Here is a 19,201-nt window from a genome sequence, read left to right as displayed (position 1 = left end):
CCGATGGTTCTCACCGTGGTGTCCGGTGCCGGGCGCGCCTGGCGGCTCACCGAGCGGATCGGCCACGGCTCGGAGGGGGTCGTGTACGCCGTCGACGACGCCCGCCCGCTGGTGGCCAAGCTCGTCCCCGACCCGCCGTCCCCGGCCGCCTACCGCCGCCGCATCGCCCGACTGGTGCGCCAGCGGCGCGAGCCGCGCACCGTGCGGCTGCTCGCCGGGACCCCGGTACGGATCGCCTGGCCCATGGTGGCCGTCCGGACCGGCGGCGCGGAGGCCGACGCGGTGGACGGCTACCTGATGGCCGACCTGCGCCGGGACTACCGGCCGTTCGCGCAGCTGCTGTCCCCGGCGGCCCGGCGGGCCGCCCTGCCGGAGGCGACCTGGGCGACCGCCCTCGCCGCCGCCCGCTCACTCGCCCGGCTGGTCGCCGACCTGCACGCCGAGGGCTACGTGGTGGGCGACCTCAAACCGGACAACCTGTGGGCCGACGGACAGGGCCGGGTCGGCATCGGGGACGTGGACTCCTGGCAGTTCACCGACGGCGGCGAGCTGTTCCCGGGCCGGATGGGCACCCCCGGCTACACGGCTCCCGAGCGGATCGGCGCGCCGCCCGGCACCCCGCCGGACCGCGGGGCGGACGAGTTCGTGCTCGCCGTCCTCGTCCACCAGCTGCTCACCGACGGCCTGCACCCCTTCGCCGGGCACCCCGGGGACGGCGGCTCCTACCTCTCCTACGACGACAACGTCCTGCACGGCCGCTGCCGCCTGCTGGACCGCGCCTCGGTGGTCATGCCCCGCTCCGCGCCGCCCGCCGACCTGCTGCCGAGGCGGCTCGGGGAACTGTTCCGGGCCGCCTTCGGCGGTGTCCGGCCGTCGGCGTCGGCCTGGGCCACGGCGCTGGCCGCCGAAGCGGCACCGGAACGGCTGCGCCGCTGCCCGGCCGACACCCGGCACGTGCACACGGCGGAGCGGCCGTGGTGCCCCTGGTGCGACCTGGCCGAGGCGGTGGGCGGCGGCGCCGCCGAGCGTACGGACCACCGCCCGGAGACGGCCGGGCCAGGCGTCCCCGGCCCCGGCCGGGCCGAGCACCGGGCACTGCGGAAGGGCGACACATGGCCGAGCTGACCCGACTCCACGTGGCACGGCGGCTGGACCGCTGCACCGTCCTGGGTCCCGGCGTCCGCGCCGTGATCTGGGTGCAGGGCTGCCCGCTGCGCTGCCACGGCTGTGTCGCCGCCGAGACGCTGCCCTTCGACGGCGGAGTCGCCCTGACCGTCCCCGAACTCACCGACTGGCTCTGCCGGCTGACCGAGGTGGAGGGCGTCACCCTCTCCGGCGGCGAACCCTTCGCCCAGGCGGCCGCGCTGGCCGAACTGCTCGACGCGGTACGGGCGCGGCGGCCGGACTTCAGCGCGATGGCCTACTCGGGCTACCACTACGCGGCGCTGCGCACCGGCAGCCCGGACCGCCGCGCCCTGCTGGAGCGGCTCGACCTGTTGATCGACGGCCCGTACGTGGCCGCGCGGCACGGCAGCCTGCGCTGGCGCGGCTCGGCCAACCAGCGGGTGCTCGCCCTCGGCGACCGCTACGCACACGTGCCGGCCGAGCCCGACGTCAGCGCGGGCGTCGAGGTGTCGGTGGAGTCCGACGGATCGCTCTCCTGGGCCGGCGTGCCGCCGACTCCGGGCTTCCGGGAGGGACTTGAGCAGCGGCTCGCCGCGCGGGGCTTCGCCCTGCGCACCGAGGGGTGGGGAGAGGCATGAGCGGATCACCGAAGTACAGCAGCGTCGGGGTGGCCTCCGGCTACGCGCGGCGCGAGGCGGAGCTACGCCGCCGACGCGAGGCCGAACGGCGCCGACAGCAGGAGCTGCGGGCCGCGGAACGCGCCGAACTCGCCGCCCGGCGGGCCCGGGAGGCGGCGGCCCGCCGCGAGCGGGCGCGCGCCGAGGCGGAGCGCGGACGGGAGGAGACGGCGCAGCGGCGGGCCGCCGAGCTGGCCGCGCACACCCGCCGGCTCCGCCAGGACCAGGCCGGAGCTGAGGCCCGTGGGCTGGCCGAGGTGCGCCGGCTGCTGGTCCGGGCGCGGGGCGGCGGGCAGGCCGGGCCGAGCGCCGGACTGGACTCGCTGGAAGCCGCTCTGGCACGCCTTGAGGGCCGGCTCGGCGGTACCGAGCAGCTCGGCGGGGCGATCGAGGAGCTGCGCGGCCGGGTCGTCGGCCTCCCCGGCCGCCCGGCCCCGGGCGCGGATCGCGCGGCCGTCCTGGCCGGGTTCGAGGACCGGCTGGCCGCGGTCGGACCGGACGCACCGGGGTACGACCCGGAGGGCCGCCGGCACTGCGCGGAACTGCTCGACCGGCTCCGGGCCGAGAGCGGCCCGGGCGCGGCGACCACCTTCGACGCCCTGCTGGGGACGGTGGAGCACGCACTCACCCGGCACGCCCTGACCGTCGCCGACCGGCACCGGACGGCCGAACAGACCCGGCGGCAGGCCGAGGAACGGGCCGAGGAGCAGGCCCGGGAGCTGGCCGCCGCCCGCGCCGAGGCCCAGGAGGCGCAGTACCGGCGCGCCGCCGCCGAGAAGGCGGAGCACGAACGCCTCGCAGCGGCGCTGGGCGAGGCGGCCGACCGGCTCGGGATCGTCCGGCGGACCGTCGCCGACGCGGTCGCCGAGGCCCACGACCTCGCCGCCCCGGACCTCGCCGCCCGGCTCGACCGGGCACTGGGCTCGGTCACCGACGCGCTCGCGGCCCGGGCCGGGCAGGACGCGCTCGACGCCGTCGCGACCCTGGAGGGGGTACTCGCCGACGCCGAACTCCGGCTGGACGACCTGCACCTCGCACACACCCGCCGCACCGATCTCGCGCAGGCGCTCCAGGACGCCATGCTCGGCGAGGGCTTCGCCTTCGTCGACGTCGACGACCACGGGGACGCCCTCCTGCTGCGCTTCGAACGCCCCAGCGGAGCGCGGTACGAGACCACCGTCGCCACGGACGCCGACGGCGGCTCGGTGCTCGTCTACCACGTCGACGGCGAACCCGACGTGGCGCTGTACCCGCCGGCGGAGGGGGCGGTCTGCGACGCCACCGAGGACCTGCTGGAGCGGGTACACGAGGCGATCGACGAGCAGGAGGACTTCGTCCCGGGCGAGCTGACCTGGGACGGCAAACCGCCTCGCGGGCAGGCCGGGCCGCTGCCGGACGTGATCGAGTGGAGGCGGCTGCGGTGAGCACGGTCGAGTGGGGCAAGCGGGAGGCAGGCCTCGGCGACGCGGCCCGGACTCCCCGGCAGGGCCGGTCCGACGGCCCGGCCCGGGACGGCCGGCCGGCCGTCGCGGACGGCATGATGCCGCTCTGGGCGATCTCGCTGGACTGGGAGTTGCGGCGCGGGCGGCAGGTGATCCTGGACGGGCAGATCCGCGACCGCTGGTGGTTCGACGACCGGCCCGCCTCCTTCCGGGAGGTGGTCGCCGGGCTGCTCGAACTGCGGGGCGCCGAGGTGGTCGGCTGGTGGGACCCGGTCGGCGGGCTCGGCTTCCCGATCCCGGGCCACGCGGAACGCTACGAGCAGCTGGTGGCCGCACTGCCCGCGGCGGGGAGCGGCGGGGGTGGTGGGCTCGGCGGCCGGGGCGGGCGGTCCCCGGACGGCGGGGCGCCGACCGGCCTCGCGGCCCGTGAGGACGGCGCGGCCGGCGGCGCGGAGCCGCGCACCGCCGACGGGACAGGTGACCCCGGGACGGCCGGTGACCCCACGGCGGCGGCCCACACCAGGCGCGGGGCGGAGCGGCAGCGCGGGCGGGAGCGGCTGTCCGCCGCCCGGCCGCCCGCGACCCCGAGGAACCTGGAGGACATCCTCGCCACCGTCCGCCGCCTGGTGGCCTCGCCGGACGCGGCCACCGCCTTCGTCTTCGAGGACCTGGAGCACCAACTCCCGCCGGGGCAGCCCGATTCGAACCGCGGCTACCTGTGGCTGCGGGCGGCGATGACGGAGGCGGTCACACCGGACGCGGCGGCCGGCCAGGGCCCGCACGCCCGCAACGCCGTGCTCTGCGCGGTGGGTGACGTGGGGCGGCTGCCCGGCTGGCTCCACCTGGAGGACCCCCGGATCGCCACCCTGCATCTGGGCCGGCCCGACCCCAGCGAGCGCCGCCTGTGGCTCGACTGGCTGCGGCAGCGGTTCAACGGCGCGGCGGACGCCTCGCCCGCCGAGCTGGAAGCCCTGGTCGGCGCCACCGACGGCATGACCGGCTGGGACATCGACTCGCTCGCCCGGACCTCCTGGCTGCGCGAGGCGCCGCTGCAGAAGCCGGTCAAGCTCCTGGAACTCCACCGGCTCAACGTCAGCGTGGACCCGTGGACCCAGCTCGACCGCGACACCATCGCCCGGGCCGCCGAACTGCTCTCCGCGCGGGTGGTGGGCCAGGCCCCGGCCGTGGACGCCGTGACCTCGGCCCTCCAATCGGCCTTCGTCGGAGTCGACTTCGGCCACTCCGGCACCGCACGGCCCCGGGGGGCGTTCTTCTTCGTCGGGCCGACCGGCGTCGGGAAGACCGAACTCGCCAAGGCAGTGGCCGAGTTGATGTTCGGCGATCAGAGCGCGTACGCCCGTTTCGACATGAGCGAGTACCAGCAGGAGCACTCCGCCGAGCGGCTGGCCGGCGCCCCGCCCGGTTTCGTCGGCTACGAACAGGGCGGTGAGCTGACCCGGCGGGTGCAGGAACGGCCGTTCAGCGTCCTGCTGTTCGACGAGATCGAGAAGGCCCATCCCAAGGTGCTGGACAAGTTCCTCCAGGTGCTGGAGGACGGCCGGCTCACCGACGGCCGGGGGCAGACGGCGTACTTCTCCGAGTGCCTGATCATCTTCACCTCCAACACCGGCGCGGAGGAGCTGCGCACCCTGCTGGACGGGCGCGGCGGCGAGCCGTCGTACGCCGAGTTGGAGGCGCACTTCACCCGCGCCGTGGAGGACAAGTTCCGGCGGATCGGCCGGCCGGAGATCTACGGCCGGCTCAAGCCCGGGGTGGTGGTCTTCGACATGCTCCGCCGGGAGCACGTCGTCCACATCGCCGACCGGCTGCTCGCCCAACTGCGCGAGTCCGTACGGGAGCGCCACCGGGTCGAGCTGGTGCCCGACACCGCGACGCTGCACCCCTGGATCACCGCGCGGATGTCGGACCCGGAGCACCAGGCGTACGGCGGGCGCCAGATCCGCAACGAACTGGAGCGGGCGCGGGCGGCCGTCGTCCGGCACATCCTGGAACACCGCCCGGGCCCCGGGAGCCGGCTGCGGATCGGAACCGGACCGGACGGCGCCCTGTGGGTCGCCGCGGAAGAGGAGGAGCGGACGTGATCGCCATCGACCTGGGGCACCGGTTCGGGCGGCTGGCCCGGACCGGCCCGGACGGACGGCCGGCCGTCACCGCGTACGAGTTCGACGGCGTGGACGGCCTCCTCGACCCGGCCCGCGCCCTGCCGGCCCTGCTCGCCGCGGCGGGCGAGGGCATGGCGGGCGAGGGCACGGCGGCCGGACCGGACCGGTCCGCGGTGCTCGGCCTGCCCGCCGGCGGCGAGGGCGAGGACGGGCTGCGCCGGGCCGCCGAGGCCGCCGGCCTGTGCGTCGAACGCGTCGTCCCGGAGCCGGTGGCCGTGGCGCTGCACTACCGCGCCGTCGCCGAGGGCGTCGACCGGACCGTCCTGGTCTGCGACCAGGGGGCGACCACCCTGGACCTGACCGTGCTCGCCATCACCCCCGACCTCACCGTGCGCATCCTCCGCACCCGCCGGGAGCACCTGGGCGGCGACGACTGGGACGCGGCCCTCGCCGCCCGGCTCACCGGGCGGCTGCCCGAGGGCACGGACCCGCGCCGGGCGGCGGCACTGCTGCGGCGCGGGATCGGCGCGGCGGACGAGGTGGTGGAGTCGCTGCCCGCCCCGGACGGCGGCCGGCACGAGGTGGTGCTGACCCGGGCCGAGCTCGACCTGGCCGTCGCGCCGCCGGCCGCGCGGATGCTCGCCGCGGTCGCCGAGGAACTCGCCGCCGAGCCGGCCGTCGACACCGTGCTGCTCGCCGGCGGCCTGTGCGCCACCCCCGGGCACCGGACCGGGATCGAGGCCCTGCCGGCCGCGCGCCACCTGACCGTGCGCTGCCACCAGCCGGAACTCGCCGTCGTACAGGGCCTGTTGCTGCGGCAGGAGTTCGGTGTCCTGCGGGTGCTCACCGGCCCGGGGCCCAGGACCTCCCGGCCCCCGGACGGGTACTTCCCGAAGGACCCCGCCCCCCGGTCCGATCCCCGGCCGTCCTCCCGCATGCGATACCCCGTGCCGGGCGAGCTGGAGGAGCCGGAGGATCCGCAGCCCCGCCCGCGTCCGAGCACCGCCCCGCCCAGGCGGGTGCCCGGGCCCGAGGCGGACGGCGTACGGGCGGCGGAGCCCATGGCCGAGACGGCCACCCGCCCGACCCCGCCCGGCCCTGTACCCAGCCCCGCGGCGTCGAGCCCCACGGCTCCGGGGCCGGACGCGCCGCCCGTCGCACCCGCCATCCCCGAGCCCCGGCGGAGCGAGGACGCTCCGCCGCCGCCCCCGCCGTCCCCGGAGCGCACCGCCACCTCCGTACCGAGCCCCGATCCGGTCGGCGAACCCCGGCCCGCCGGCCTGCTCGCCGTCCCCGTCGCCGATCTGCAGGCCGACCGGCGCGGTGACCACCTCCTCGTCCTGTGGGCCTGGCCCGACGGCGCGCTGAGCGCGCGGGTCCGCTGGCGGCGTGAGGGCAGCGGCGCCTTGGACGGCCGTCCGGACGGGGACCTGGTCTGCCGGCGCCGGGTGTACGAGCACGACGGCGGGCTCGACCTGGCCGTCGGCCGGGGGGCGGTGACCCTGACCGTCGAGGCGCTGGTCGCGGGCGCCGGCGTGGACTGCGAGGGCGCCGCCGCGCTGATCGTGCCCGCGCAACCGCCCCTGGTGCAGTACGAGCCGGCCGTACGCCGCAGGTTCAAGGGCCGGACGGCGACGGTCACCTTCACCGCCGAGAGCGGCTGCGACCTGCCCGACCTGCGGATCGTCCACAGCCTCGGCCGGTTCCGGCCGGCCAACGCCGCCGAGGGCACCGTCGTGCACGAGGTGCGGGCGCAGCGGCTGTCCGCCCGGACGCCGCTGACCGTCGAGTTCCCGCTGCCCGCCACCCGGGGCCCCTCCTGGCTGGTCTGCTTCCCGGTGCACGGTGACGCGGGTGCCGAGGCCGGTATCGACATCCGTCCGACCGAGCTGCACAGACTGCGAGTGACCTGATGGCCCGACAGCACACCTGCCCCTACTGCTACGAGAGCTTCGCATCGCGCGAGATCCGCTTCCGCTGCCACGGCCGGCTCAGCCCGACCGGGGAGAAGTGCGAGCTGCGCCGCGACCAGGTGCTGGACACGCGGATGGGCCCGCGCCGCAGCCACGACCTGGGCCCGGACTTCCTCGCCGACGGCCGCCGGCCGACGGCGGTCTGCCCGGGCTGCAAAGGCGAGACCACCTACCGGATCTGTCCGGTGTGCCACTGTGAACTCCCGGTGCAGTTCGGCCGGGTGGACAACCGCCTGATCGCGATGGTCGGCGCCAAGGCCTCCGGCAAGACGGTCTACATGACGGTCCTGCTGCACGAGGTCCGCAACCGGGTCGGCGAGGCGTTCGGGGCCGCGCTGATGGGGCTGGACGACGCCACGATGCGCCGCTACAGCTCCGAGTACGAGGACCGCCTCTACCGCGACAACCAGCTGTTCCCCGGCACCCAGACCGCCTCCACCAACCCCAACAACCGGGTGGATCCCCTGGTCTTCCGCTTCAGCCTGCGCCGCCGCACCCTGCTCGGCCACCGCCCGCAGCACACCGTGCTGTCCTTCTTCGACACCGCGGGCGAGGACTTCAGCTCCCGGGAGAGTGTGGAGCTCAACGCCCGCTACCTGACCGGCGCCGACGGCATCATCCTGCTGCTCGACCCGCTGCAGATGCCCGGTGCCCGGGACGGCGCGCTGCCCGGCACGCCGATGCCGGGCACCGACGGGTTCGACACGCCCGTGAACCTCCTCTCCCGGGTGACCAACCTGCTGCTCGCACCCCGCTCCGGCCGCTCCGCGCAGAAGATCGACGTACCGGTCGCGGTGGTGTTCTCCAAGATGGACGCCTTCCGGCACCTGCTGGACGCCGCCAGCCCGCTGCGCGACCACGCACCCGCGCGCGACCACTTCGACGTGGGCGACAGCCTCAGCGTGCACGAGGAGGTACGCCGGCTGCTCAAGGACTGGGACGGCGTCCCGGTCGACCAGCTGCTGGAGAACCACTACACCCGCTACCGCTACTTCGGCGTCTCCTCGCTCGGCCGCAACCCCACCCCCGACGCCCGGATCGCGGCCACCGGCATCCAGCCCTACCGGGTCGCCGACCCGCTGCTGTGGCTGCTGAGCGAGTTCGGCTCGGTACCGAAGGCGGGGCGCGGATGAGCGGGCACCCCGGCAGCGACGGCACGGTGAGCACGGGCAGCGACCGCACGGGCAACAACCGCACCGGCAACAACCGCACCGGCAGCGGTGCGCACTTCCAGCAGCTCTACTACACCTCCTGCGAGCACGGGCTGAGCGGCTTCTCGGGCTTCCAGTTCAACGCGGTCAGCGAGGGCGTCACGGCCGGCACCCGGCAGGCCGTGGAGGTGCTCGCCGGTTACGAACCGCCCCGCTCCCTGGTCGAGTCGGAGACCCCCGAGCAGCTCGACCGCTGCCCGGTCAACCTCTGCTACCGGCCGTACGATCCGCGCGGCCGCTCCGCGACGGCCCTGTGCGTGCGATACGTCGGCCGGGACTCGGCCCGCCGGTTCGGCAACTACTTCGCCCACGCCCTGCACGGCGAGGACTTCCCGGCGGCCGGCCGCGGACTGCTCGGCATCGAGCTGTGGGATTCGCCGGTGTGGACCCGGCAGGTGTCCCCGACCACCGAGATCCCCGTCCTGGCGGCGCCCCCGCGCGGCCCGCTGAGCGCGCGCAGTGTCCAGGACTTCCTGAGCGCCCACCCCCACGGCGGGCGGCTGCCGGACCTGCTGGCCGCCGTGTTCGCCGCGCTCACCGAACACGGCTCGGTGGTGGTGGCCGACCACACCACCGAGCGGATCGCCCACTGGTTCGCCGCCGTTTCGTACCTGCTGCCGCCCCCGCTCGCGCGCGGACTCTCCTTCGCCACCTACGTCCTGCGCCCGGCCCGCAGCCGGCTGCACCTGATCGGGACGGTGCCGCAGGCGCGGCTCGACTTCGGGCCGGACGAGCAGGACGCCTACACCGTCTTCGACTTCGCCGAGGGCCGGTTCCCGCAGCCGGCCGCCGTCCCGGACGGCGTCCGCGCGCTGGTGGACCTGCTGACCCGGATCGGGGTCGGCTCCGTCCGCCCGGTGTGGACCTGGGCGGCGGAGTTCGTCCACGGCGGGGAGGAACACCCCCAGGACTGGCACCCGCCGGCCGCCGCCGCGGCCGCCTCCGGCGGCATCGCGCTGACCACCGCCGAGATGCGGGCCCTGATCCGCTGGCTGCCCGGCGCGGACCACCTCGGGCCGCGCCGGGCCGAAGTGGCCGCCGAACTCTACCGGGCCGACCGGCACTTGGACGACGGCCTGCTGACCGCGCTCAGTGACGTGGCCCGGGCCGACGGGGACGGCGCGCTGCACCAGGAGATCGAGGGCCGGCTGTACGAGTCCCGGATGCGCGCCCACATGACCGCGGCCGAGGACGCCGTGGCCCCCGCCCCGATCGTGGACCGGGATGCCCGGCTCCGGGCGACCGCGCTGTGGGAACGGCTGCTGGCGACCGGGACGACCACCACCGGGGAGCGGGTACGGCTCCTGCTCTGGGCGCTCGGCGCCGACCTCGCCCCGGCGCCGGAGGTGATGGAGCGCGAGACGCTCGCCCTAGCCCGCGCCCTGCTCGCCACACCGTCCCCCGGCGCCCGGCTGGCCCGTGAGGTCGAATGGCTCGCCGGTGAACTGCCCCCGGTGCGGGCCGCCTTGGCGAAGGCCGTGGAGGAGGCGCTGGAGAGCAGGGCCGGCCAGGAGCAGCTCTTCGGCCAGTTCCCCGCCGCGCTGCTCACCGAGCGGGACCTGACCGGCCGTCCGCTGCTGCTGGAGCACTACTGGCGGGCCCGCGCGGAGCGGCAGCCGGAGCGCACCGTCGAGCTGCTGCTGCGGATCCTCCGGGTCCGCGGCCAGGCCGTCCCCGACGCCGCGCTGCTGCGGGAGCTGTGGCGGCAGCCCTCCCGCCCCTGGACCCACCTCGAAGCGGTCGAGATCGCCCGGGCGCTGCCCGCCGAGGCGCTCCGGGACGAGGAGGTCGGCCAGTGGCTCGACCGCGCGGTGAACCAGCCGATCGACGGCGAGGAGCAACTCGACCTGTGCCTGCGGCTGTACGGGCTGCTCGGCTCGCCGGCCCGCTTCGCCGCCCTGCGCCCCGAGACCCAGCGGCGCGTGACGGCCACCCTGGCGCTGGAGAGCGGCCTGCACGAGGCCCGCGAGGCCACCGAACTCGCCCGGGTGTTCACCGTCCGGGAAGCCGACCCGTGGGCCGGGCCGCAGGCGCTCAGGCGGCTGCGCCTGCTGCCGGCCCTGCTGCGACTGCCCGCCGACAGCGGCCGGTTGCGCGACGTGCTCCCGGACTTCGGGCACGCGCTGCTGGAGCGGTACCTGACGGAGGTGTGGAGGATGGTCACAGCCGGCGAACGGATCGACGACATCCGGCTGAGCCACGTCGCCGCCGTGGCCGCCCTGCGCTCCGGGACGGGGCTGGCGACGGCGCACCAGGAGATCGTCAACGCCGTACGGCTGCACGCGGCCCACCGCTGGCCGCTCGCGGACCTGGAGCGGCTGGAGCGGGCGGTACGGCCGTGCCACGCCGAACTCGCCGACCGCTACCGCGAGATCGCCGAAGAACGCCGGGGCCCACAGCGGCCGGGACGCAGGCTCCCGGCCCGGTGGCCGTCCTGGCGCCGGCGCGGGCCCGGCGAGAACGGGGAGGAGTGATCCGCCGTGGCCGAGATCGTCGTCTTCGTCCTCGTTCCGCTGTGCTACCTCGCCGCGCTCGCCGCCTACCTGGTCGTCGCCCCCGCCCTCGCGGCCCTGCGCGCCCTGGCGCTGGTCGTCGAACTGCTCTGGGGCTACGTGCAGTTGCTGGTCGGCGTGCTGTTCCGGCGGACCGCCGAGTTCCGCACGCTGCCGCCGTACCGCCCGCAGGACGACGAAGTCCCGGCCCACCGCAACTACTTCTTCGGCCCGGGCAGCCGTGACCTGCGCCAACTCACCACGCTGGCACGGCGGTCGTACCTCCGTACGGTCGGCGACGCGTTCCGCGAGGTCACCACCGGACAGTTCACCGCCCCGGCGCAGAACCGGGCCCTCACCGTGCCCTACGGGCTCACCCTGTACCCCGGCCTCGCCCTCGGCGCCGTGCTGGCGGTGCCCCCGGTGCTGGTCCTCGCGGCGCTGCACGTGCTCGTCCTCGGCCTGCTCGCGGCCGGGGCCAGGATCACCGCCGCCACCCTGCGGGCGGTGGACCGCGCACTGCTCCGGCTGAAGCGGCTGCGCACCGGCATGATCTGCCCGCACTGCTACGAGCGCGTCCGCTACCCGGCGTACGACTGCCCGAGCGCGACCTGCCGCCGCCGGCACGCCGACATCCGCCCGGGCCGGTACGGCATCCTGCGCCGGCGCTGCGCATGCGGGCAGCACATGCCCACGCTGCTGATGCTGATGCGCCGACAGGAGCGGCTCCAGGCGTACTGCACGCACGCGCACTGCGGAAAGCCGATGAACACGGACGCCGGCCACATGCCGGAGGTGGTCCTGCCGCTGATCGGCGGCCGGGCCGCGGGCAAGACGCAGCTGATGGCGGCGATGCTGCTCGCGCTGGAGAACGCGGCCGCGAACGGCGGCCCGGCGGTCCGCCTGGCCGACGAGGACTCCACCGCCGGCTACCGGGTGCTCCGCGAGGTGCTGCGGATGCGCGGGCACACCCTCGGCACCCAGAAGGCGCTGCCCCGGGCGCACTCCTTCACGCTCGGCTCCGGCCGCGCCGAACGGCTGGTCCACCTGTTCGACACCGCCGGCGAGCGCTTCGTCGACCGGGACGAGACCGACGCCCTGCGCTACGCCCGGGCCGCGCGCACCTTCGTCTTCGTCCTCGACCCGATGGCGGTGGACGACTTCTGGACCCGGCTGGAACCCGCACCGGGCGCCCTGCTGGACCGCACCCTCGCCTCGACGGTCCACCCGGAGGAGGTCTTCGGCCGGTCCGTCCAGGCGGTGGCCGCGATGGGGGCGCCCGTCCGGCAGTCGCGGCTGGCCGTGGCCATCAGCAAGACCGACCTGCTCGCCGGACACGGACTGTCGCCGGAGCCCCCGGACGACAGCGACGCCGCCCGCGCCTGGATCCTCGACCGGCTCGGCCTGCACAGCCTGGTCCAGGCGATGGAGCTCGACTTCCAGGAGGTCCGCTACTTCTGCACCGCGGCCGTGGCCGACGAGAGCGCCCAGGTGGACCCGAGCATCAGCCGGCTCGTGGGGTGGTGCCTGCGGTCCCGGCCGGCCGGGTGAGCCGGCGTCACTGGGCAGGATCGCATCCGGTGCCCGCCGGTCAGGAAAACCGCTGTCCGGCCGCCGGGGCGCGGTGATACACATCCGGGGTGCAAAAGACTCTGGAGTTCTCCGATCTGCTGCGGCTGATCGACGATCGGTCGACGGCCTTCCGTGCCGCGATCGCCGCCGCGCCCGGCCTCGACGTGCAGGTGCCGACCTGCCCGGAGTGGACGCTGTTCGATCTGGCGCAGCACCTGGGCGAGGGACGCCTGGCCTGGGCCGCCACCGTCGCGGCAGGGCCCGGCGCCACGGCCAAGTCCGCGCCGAGGGGCGACGCGGCCGCACCTCGGGAGCGCGAGGCGCTGCTGGCCTGGCTCGCGGCATCGACGCAGGAGCTGCTGGACGCACTGCGGGAGGCCGGCCCGGACCGCGGTTGCTGGACGTGGTGGGGCAAGTCGCAGTCGCCGCAGACCTGCGCCGGCGCCGCCCGGCGCCAGCTCCACGAGATCGCGGTGCACACCTACGACGCCCAGCTGACCGTGGGCACCCCGCAGCCGCTGCCGGACGAGGTGGCGGTCGACGGCGTCGAGGAGTTCCTGTCCACCATCTGCACCACGACGGAGGCCTGGCCGCACGAGCCCGGCGCCGTCGACTACCACGCCACCGAGGGCCGGTCCTGGCGCAACTCGTTCTCCGCCGAGGGCGCACGCTTCAGCCGGATCCCCGTGCCCGGCAGCACGCCTGCCACCGCCGCGGACCCGGCGGCGGCCGACGCCTCCGCCCGGGGTACGGCCCATGAGCTGGTGCTCGCCCTCTACGACCGCATTCCGCTGGACTCCCTGAAGCTCGACGGCAACCGGGCCGTCTTCGACCAGCTCGTGGAGTGGGACCCGGAGCGGTAGGGAAGCCCGGCGGAGTCCCCGTCCGCCCGGAACACCTGCCCTGGGCGCCCTGACGGCCGATCACTTCAGGTACGGCCCGGGCCCGGTACTCCGGCAGGCGGCGCGAGCAGGACACAGGGTGCTGGGGCGGGCCGTTCGGCCCGCCCCGGCACCCTGTTCCCGTCCGCTGGTCCGGTGCGCTGTCCGCCCGCGTCAGCGGGTCGCCCGGGCGGCCTCCTCGATCACCTGGGCGACGATCCCCGGGCGGGACACGGCGACCGAGTGCGAGGCCGCCACCTCGGTGACGTGGGCGTGAGCGCGGCGGGCCATGAAGAGCTGGGCGGCCTCAGGGATGTTCAGGTCCTGGGTCGTGACGACGTCCCAGCTCGGCGTGGTCTGCCAGGCCGCGACGGTCGCCGGCTCCTGGAGGGCGCTCTGCGTGATCGGACGCTGTGTGGCAGCCATCAGTGCCGCCTGGCCGGCGGGGACGTCGGCGGCGAACTGGTGGGCGAACGCGTCCGCCCGGATGTACAGGTCCGTCGTGGCGGCGCCGCCGGGGAGTGCGTAGGTGACCGGGTCCAAGGCGGCCCCGAGCGTGGAGCCGGGGAATTTGCCGGTCAGCTCCAGCGCCGTCTCGCCGGGGGCGGGGAGGAAGGCGGCCACGTACACCAGGGCCTTGACCTGCGGATCGTTCGCACCGGCCGCGCTGATGACCGAGCCCCCGTAGGAGTGGCCGACCAGGATCTTCGGCCCCGGGATGTGCTTGATCACGCTGCTCAGCACCGCCGCGTCGGCGGCGGGTCCGCGCAGTGGGTCGGCGGGGGCCACCACCGGGTACCCCTTCGCCTGCAGCCGCTTGATCACGCCGGCCCAGCTGGACGCGTCGGCGAAGGCGCCGTGCTCCAGGACGATCGTCGGCTTCGCGCCGCCCGCGGCCGACGCCGACGCACTCGCGGTGCCGCCGGCCACGGCCGTGCCCAGCACGACGCTCGCGGCCACGGCCCACGCCGCCACCGTCGCGAGCCGATGCTTGCGGATGCTCTTGCCTGCTGCCATGGGACAGTCCTTTCAGATGTACCTGAGTCACCGGGCCGACGTGCGGCGCAGCCCCCGAACCCCGCCCGAGCGGGCGGCGGGGGTGTCGGCGTTCTCAGCCTCGCGCCGCAGCGGTCGCCGGAGATCCGTCAGATGACGGTCAACCGCGGCGCAGTGCCGACGTCACATCTGCGGACGCCCGCCGCGGACGCCCGGGCCGTGAGCGCGCGCCACCGCTGCGGCAGCCGTCCGCCAGGGCAGGGCCAGGGCAGGGTGCGCCCGCGCACCGTGCCGCACCCGGAATCCGCCGGGCGCGGCGCGCGCGGGCGGGGCGGCCGGATCGCGGATCCGCCGGGGGCCGCGCGATACTCTCGGCCGTGTTGATCTCGGCGCGGCCTCCATCGAACGCCCGCGCAATGCCTTGTCGTTGCTCTGTACGGACGCACTACTGACAGGTAACTTGATGCGAGGTCAGGCATGTGATCCACCTCACGACTACGGGGAGCCATGTACAGCAGATCTGTTCGACGGCTGGTCATCGCCACCGTCACGGCCCTGGCGTTCACCGCCACCCCGTGCGCGGTGGCCGCGACGCCGGGCGCTACGGCGGGCGATTCGTTCTACGCCTACGACGGCAGCGCGCCGCTGTCCTCCCTCGCGCCCGGCACCGTGCTCAAGACGCGGACGCTCGCGTACCACATCGAGGGCATCCCCACGCCGGTCACCGCGATCCAGCTGCTCTACCGGACGACCGACGCCCTGGGCCGGCCGGCCGCCAACGTGACCTCGGTGGTGCGCAGCATCACGGGTGACAGCACCAAAGCGGTCTCCTACCAGTCGTTCTACGACTCCCTGAACCCGCGGGACGAACCGTCGCGGGCCATCGCCGGCGACGTGACCCTGGGCGGCACGCTCGCCAACGTCGAATCCGCGGCCCTCTCGGCGCTGTTGCTGCAGGGTGACAACCTCGTCATCCCGGACACCGAGGGCCAGTCCGCGGACTTCGCGGCGGGGCCGGAGTACGCGGCCAACACCCTGGACTCGATCCGGGCCGCGACCAGGTCCCCGGCGACCGGCCTGAACGCCGCGACCAAGTTCGGCCTGCTGGGCTACTCCGGGGGCGCCATCGCCACCGACTGGTCGGCGGCGCTCGCCCCGGCCTACGCGCCCGAGGTCGACAAGAACCTCGTCGGCTTCGCCGAGGGCGGCGTGCTCGTCGACCCCGCGCACAACCTGAAGTACGTCGACGGCTCCCTGGTCTGGTCCGGTGTCATCCCGATGGCGCTCATCGGGGTCTCCCGCTCGTTCGGCATCGACCTGACGCCGTACATGAGCAGCTACGGCCTCCAGGTGTACAACCGGCTGCAGCACGGATCGCTGCTCGACGCGCTCGGCCACTACCCCGGCCTGACCTGGCGGCAGATGGCGAAGCCGCAGTACGCCGACCCGGATTCGGCGAGCGCGTTCGTCGCTGCGGTGAACCGGCTCAACCTCGGCTCGGCCCCCACCCCGACCGTCCCCGGCTACATCGCCGAGGGCGCGGGGGGCGGGCTGGAGGGGACCTTCGCCAACCCGCCCGGCATCGGCACCGGCGACGGCGTCATGGTCGCCGGAGACGTACGGGCACTGGCCAACCAGTACTGCGCCACCGGCAACAGCTCGATCACGTACGACCAGTACGACCTGCTCAGCCACACCGGGACGGCGGCCGTCTGGGCGCCCAAGGCAGTGTCCTGGCTCAACGACCGGTTCGCGGGCAGGCCCGCCCCGTCTGACTGCGGACACATCCCGGCAGGCAACTCGCTCGCGCCGGAGCGTACGGTACCGCCGTCCTGAGCTCCGACCTCCGGACAGCGGGACGCCGCTGACGCGGACCCGGGCGGCGCAGTGGCAGTCGGTTTCGAGGGGGGCAGGTGGCGGTGGCCACCTGCCCCCGGGCGTGGGTCCCGAGGAGGAGCGCCGACGACCTCACGGGTCAGTGCACCTGGACGAGCAGATCCGAATTTCCGGTCCGCCAAAGGGCAGAGGGTGTCCAAGATCCGTGTGTGACGACAGACCCGCACACCCTCTTGACCGCACTTCACGTGAAGATCGACGACGAGATCGGAGGAACGCGATGGATGGGACGGCCGCCCCTGCTCAAGCGCATGATCCGCGAAGTCGCGATGGACAGCGGCGCGTGTATCGGGCGGAGGGGCGGGATGCCCGGGCCGACGCCGATGCTCAGACTTCGTACCGGCCGGCCAGCAGATCGCCGGTCTCGGTGCGACGGTAGACCACACGTCGGCCGACTCTCGTCCCGATGATCAGATCTGCGTCGCGCAGGATGGCCAGGTGGCCCCCGACGGTACCGAGCGACAGGTCGAGCTGCGCAGCGAGTTCGCTGCTGGTCGCCGGGCACCGGAGTGCATGGAGAATCGCCGCTCGGCCGGCCCCGATCAGCCGACCCAACGCACCGTCCGGCCTCGCGTGCGCGTTCGTGGCAAAACCGCGGGCCGGGTAGACCAGGGCGTACTGTGCCGACGGCCCCTCGCACAGCCATGTACCGCTCGACACGCTGACCGGCACGAACAGCATCCCACCGTCGCCGACGACGCGGTCGGGGCCGGGCCGCTTGCTGAAGCGGATCGCGTCCGCACCCTCCCAGGCGCTCCCGCGGCTCATGTGTTCCAGGGCTCGGGGCCAGCCGTAGGCGGCCAGCAGCCCCGCCCGGTAGGTGACATCCCGTTCCAGCAGCGCACGGCGGCGCGACCAGTCCGGGCCCACGTGCGCCTTCCACACGAGCCGGAGCAGGTCGGCCGTCCTCGCCCCCACTCTTGCCCGGACAGCCAGCTCAGGTCGTGCTGCTTCCAGCTGTGCGCCACTGACGTCTGCAACTCGGCGCGCACGTCCCGGTCGGGCACCCGGGCGACCTCCGCCAGTTCGCCGGTGAGGGTGGTACGCATGCCGCCCGGCGGCGGGATCGCGACGAAGCCGGGCAGCCACTTGGTCGAGCCCAGCAGCCTGACCATGCCCTTGGCAAAAGGGTCCGCGTCCAGGGCGGCACTGAACGCGGGTTGGTGACGGGCGTGCCAGGAGCTCAGCCACGGATCGGAGCACGGCTTGCCCAACACGATCATCGACCCCAGCGTCTCGGCGAGCGGCGACAGCGCGAACCGTGACCTCGACAAGGCCATCGAGCTCAACCGCAACAGCGTCATCTTTCGCCTCCAGGCGAAACGATAGCGTCCGCGCCGGCGCTTGCGGAGACTCGGGCCGGTGCCCACACCTCTGCTACGACAGACAGACTTCCGCTGGTTCTTCACCGGGAGGCTGGTGTCCCTGCTCGGCAGTTCCCTGGCGCCGGTCGCGCTCGCGTTCGCGGTCCTGGACGCCTCGCGCAGCCCCGGCGATCTCGGCATCATCCTCGCCGCCCGCATGGTGCCGCTGCTGGCGTTCCTGTTGGTGGGCGGAGCCACGGCCGACCGGTTCTCGCGCCGGACCGTGCTGGTGTACGCCAACCTGGGCTCGGCGCTCACCCAGGGCGGCGTCGCCGCGCTGCTGCTGACCGGCCACTACTCTCTCCTGCTCGTGGCCTCGCTCGAAGTCCTCAGCGGCGTCCTCGCCGCATTCACGACACCGGCCCTGCGCGGTGTCGTACCCCAGCTCGTCGGCAAGGCCCAGCTCCGGCAGGCCAATGCGCTGCTGGGTTCGACGAGCAACGCCACGAAGGTCCTCGGACCGAGCCTGTCGGGCATTCTCGTCGTGGCCGCCGGCAGCGGCCCGGCCATCGCCTTCGACGCGCTGACCTACCTACTCGCAGCCGGATGCCTCGCCCGCCTGTCGCTCCCCGCCGGCGCAACCACGTCCCGACCCAGCGCCGTGCTGACCGACATCCGCGACGGCTGGACAGAGTTCCGCCGCATCCCCTGGGTGTGGGTCGTGACTGTGTCGTCCTGCCTGATGAACCTGGTGCAGACCGGCACATGGCAGATCCTGGGGCCGACGCTCACCAAGCAAATCAGCGGCGAGGCAACGTGGGGATTCGTGCTCAGCGCCCGCGGCATCGGCCTGCTGGTGATGAGCACGCTGATGTACCGGCTGATGGTCAGGCACCTCCTGCGGCTGGGGCAGCTGATGAGCGCGCTCGGCGCGCTCCCCCTGCTCGTACTCGGCACGCACCTGAGCGCCCCCTGGATGATCGCCGCCGCCTTCACCGCCGGGCTGGGCTCCTCCGTCTCAGGCATCAGCTGGGACACCTCGCTCCAGGAGCACGTTCCCGCGCACGTGCTGTCGCGTGTCTCGTCCTACGACGATCTGCTGTCCTACATCGCGATCCCGATCGGCCAACTCAGCGTCGGTCCATTTGCCCAGACGTTCGGTGGCTTCACGGTGATCACAACCACCGGCATCGCCTACGCCGCCGTGGCCGTGATCCCACTGGCCTCCACTGCCGTCCGCCGGCTACCCCACGCGCAGGCCGACCGAGTTCAACCGCCCATCGCTCACCAAGTCTCGCGCCCGGCGCCGCAGTCTCCGGCAACACTCGTGAACCAGGCGGCGAACGACGGCAATGTGAAGGGTTGAGTCCCCTGCACCCGTATCCAGCTCAACCCGCTGACATGGCAGGAAACACATCGGAACCACTCGCTAGGGCCGTTGGACCCTCCTCTGGCCTCCGTCCCAGGTGCATCGTGGAGGCAGACGACGGAGCGACTTCGGTGAAGCCT

General features: G+C 74.5%; 14 protein-coding genes and 1 pseudogene. 13 read left to right on the top strand and 2 right to left on the bottom strand.

Features of this window, described 5'->3' with window-relative positions:
- Nucleotides 1-3: 3 nt before the first annotated feature.
- From ABD330_RS07925 to ABD330_RS07885, 9 genes are all read left to right on the top strand, one after another.
- Entirely contained in the window at nt 4-1,125 is a 1,122-nt protein-coding gene (locus ABD330_RS07925) for a protein kinase domain-containing protein (RefSeq protein WP_344462285.1), read from the top strand.
- A complete protein-coding gene (locus ABD330_RS07920) occupies nt 1,113-1,763 on the top strand; it encodes a 4Fe-4S single cluster domain-containing protein (RefSeq protein ID WP_344462283.1) in 651 nt (216 codons plus the stop codon). Before ABD330_RS07925 ends, ABD330_RS07920 begins: the two co-directional genes overlap by 13 nt.
- Nucleotides 1,760-3,226, top strand: a complete 1,467-nt coding sequence (locus tag ABD330_RS07915) for a hypothetical protein (protein WP_344462281.1) — start codon at nt 1,760-1,762, stop codon at nt 3,224-3,226. Before ABD330_RS07920 ends, ABD330_RS07915 begins: the two co-directional genes overlap by 4 nt.
- The gene (locus ABD330_RS07910; RefSeq protein ID WP_344462279.1) at nt 3,223-5,346 is read left to right on the top strand and encodes an AAA family ATPase; all 2,124 of its coding nucleotides are present in this window, start codon (nt 3,223-3,225) and stop codon (nt 5,344-5,346) included. Before ABD330_RS07915 ends, ABD330_RS07910 begins: the two co-directional genes overlap by 4 nt.
- On the top strand, nt 5,343-7,280 hold the full coding sequence (locus tag ABD330_RS07905; RefSeq protein WP_344462277.1) for an Hsp70 family protein: 1,938 nt from the start codon (nt 5,343-5,345) through the stop codon (nt 7,278-7,280). Before ABD330_RS07910 ends, ABD330_RS07905 begins: the two co-directional genes overlap by 4 nt.
- Nucleotides 7,280-8,473: a TRAFAC clade GTPase domain-containing protein gene (locus tag ABD330_RS07900; protein ID WP_344462275.1), complete on the top strand. Its 1,194-nt coding sequence runs from the start codon at nt 7,280-7,282 to the stop codon at nt 8,471-8,473. Before ABD330_RS07905 ends, ABD330_RS07900 begins: the two co-directional genes overlap by 1 nt.
- Complete coding sequence (locus ABD330_RS07895) at nt 8,470-11,025, top strand: GTPase-associated protein 1-related protein (RefSeq protein ID WP_344462273.1); 2,556 nt, start codon at nt 8,470-8,472, stop codon at nt 11,023-11,025. The genes ABD330_RS07900 and ABD330_RS07895 overlap by 4 nt, the downstream gene beginning before the upstream one ends.
- A gap of 6 nt (nt 11,026-11,031) precedes the next feature.
- Nucleotides 11,032-12,594, top strand: coding sequence for a TRAFAC clade GTPase domain-containing protein (locus ABD330_RS07890; RefSeq protein WP_344462271.1), 1,563 nt, complete (start codon nt 11,032-11,034; stop codon nt 12,592-12,594).
- 89 nt (nt 12,595-12,683) lie between these two features.
- Nucleotides 12,684-13,478, top strand: a complete 795-nt coding sequence (locus tag ABD330_RS07885) for a maleylpyruvate isomerase family mycothiol-dependent enzyme (protein ID WP_344462268.1) — start codon at nt 12,684-12,686, stop codon at nt 13,476-13,478.
- Nucleotides 13,479-13,670: 192 nt separating this feature from the next.
- Here the strand turns inward: ABD330_RS07885 and ABD330_RS07880 are convergent, their stop codons facing one another.
- Nucleotides 13,671-14,513 (bottom strand): alpha/beta fold hydrolase, encoded by an 843-nt coding sequence (locus ABD330_RS07880; RefSeq protein WP_344462266.1) that lies wholly within the window; start codon nt 14,511-14,513, stop codon nt 13,671-13,673.
- 486 nt (nt 14,514-14,999) lie between these two features.
- On the opposite strand from ABD330_RS07880, the gene ABD330_RS07875 reads away from it, so the two are divergent.
- Both ABD330_RS07875 and ABD330_RS32450 read left to right on the top strand, forming a co-directional pair.
- Complete coding sequence (locus ABD330_RS07875) at nt 15,000-16,328, top strand: lipase family protein (RefSeq protein ID WP_344462264.1); 1,329 nt, start codon at nt 15,000-15,002, stop codon at nt 16,326-16,328.
- A 209-nt stretch (nt 16,329-16,537) separates the two neighbouring features.
- Nucleotides 16,538-16,633: pseudogene (locus ABD330_RS32450) on the top strand (IS982 family transposase); the annotation flags it as partial.
- A gap of 82 nt (nt 16,634-16,715) precedes the next feature.
- Here ABD330_RS32450 and ABD330_RS07870 read toward each other — a convergent pair.
- Nucleotides 16,716-17,258 (bottom strand): ArsR/SmtB family transcription factor, encoded by a 543-nt coding sequence (locus tag ABD330_RS07870; RefSeq protein WP_344462262.1) that lies wholly within the window; start codon nt 17,256-17,258, stop codon nt 16,716-16,718.
- A 336-nt stretch (nt 17,259-17,594) separates the two neighbouring features.
- On the opposite strand from ABD330_RS07870, the gene ABD330_RS07865 reads away from it, so the two are divergent.
- Together ABD330_RS07865 and ABD330_RS07860 are read left to right on the top strand one after the other, a co-directional pair.
- Nucleotides 17,595-17,717: a hypothetical protein gene (locus ABD330_RS07865; protein ID WP_344462260.1), complete on the top strand. Its 123-nt coding sequence runs from the start codon at nt 17,595-17,597 to the stop codon at nt 17,715-17,717.
- A gap of 33 nt (nt 17,718-17,750) precedes the next feature.
- Entirely contained in the window at nt 17,751-19,058 is a 1,308-nt protein-coding gene (locus ABD330_RS07860) for an MFS transporter (RefSeq protein ID WP_344462258.1), read from the top strand.
- The last annotated feature ends 143 nt before the right edge of the window (nt 19,059-19,201 follow it).

The sequence above is a fragment of the Kitasatospora kazusensis genome (assembly GCF_039529945.1).
Taxonomy (GTDB): Bacteria; Actinomycetota; Actinomycetes; order Streptomycetales; family Streptomycetaceae; genus Kitasatospora; species Kitasatospora kazusensis.
This window is presented reverse-complemented; position numbering and strand designations above follow the sequence as displayed.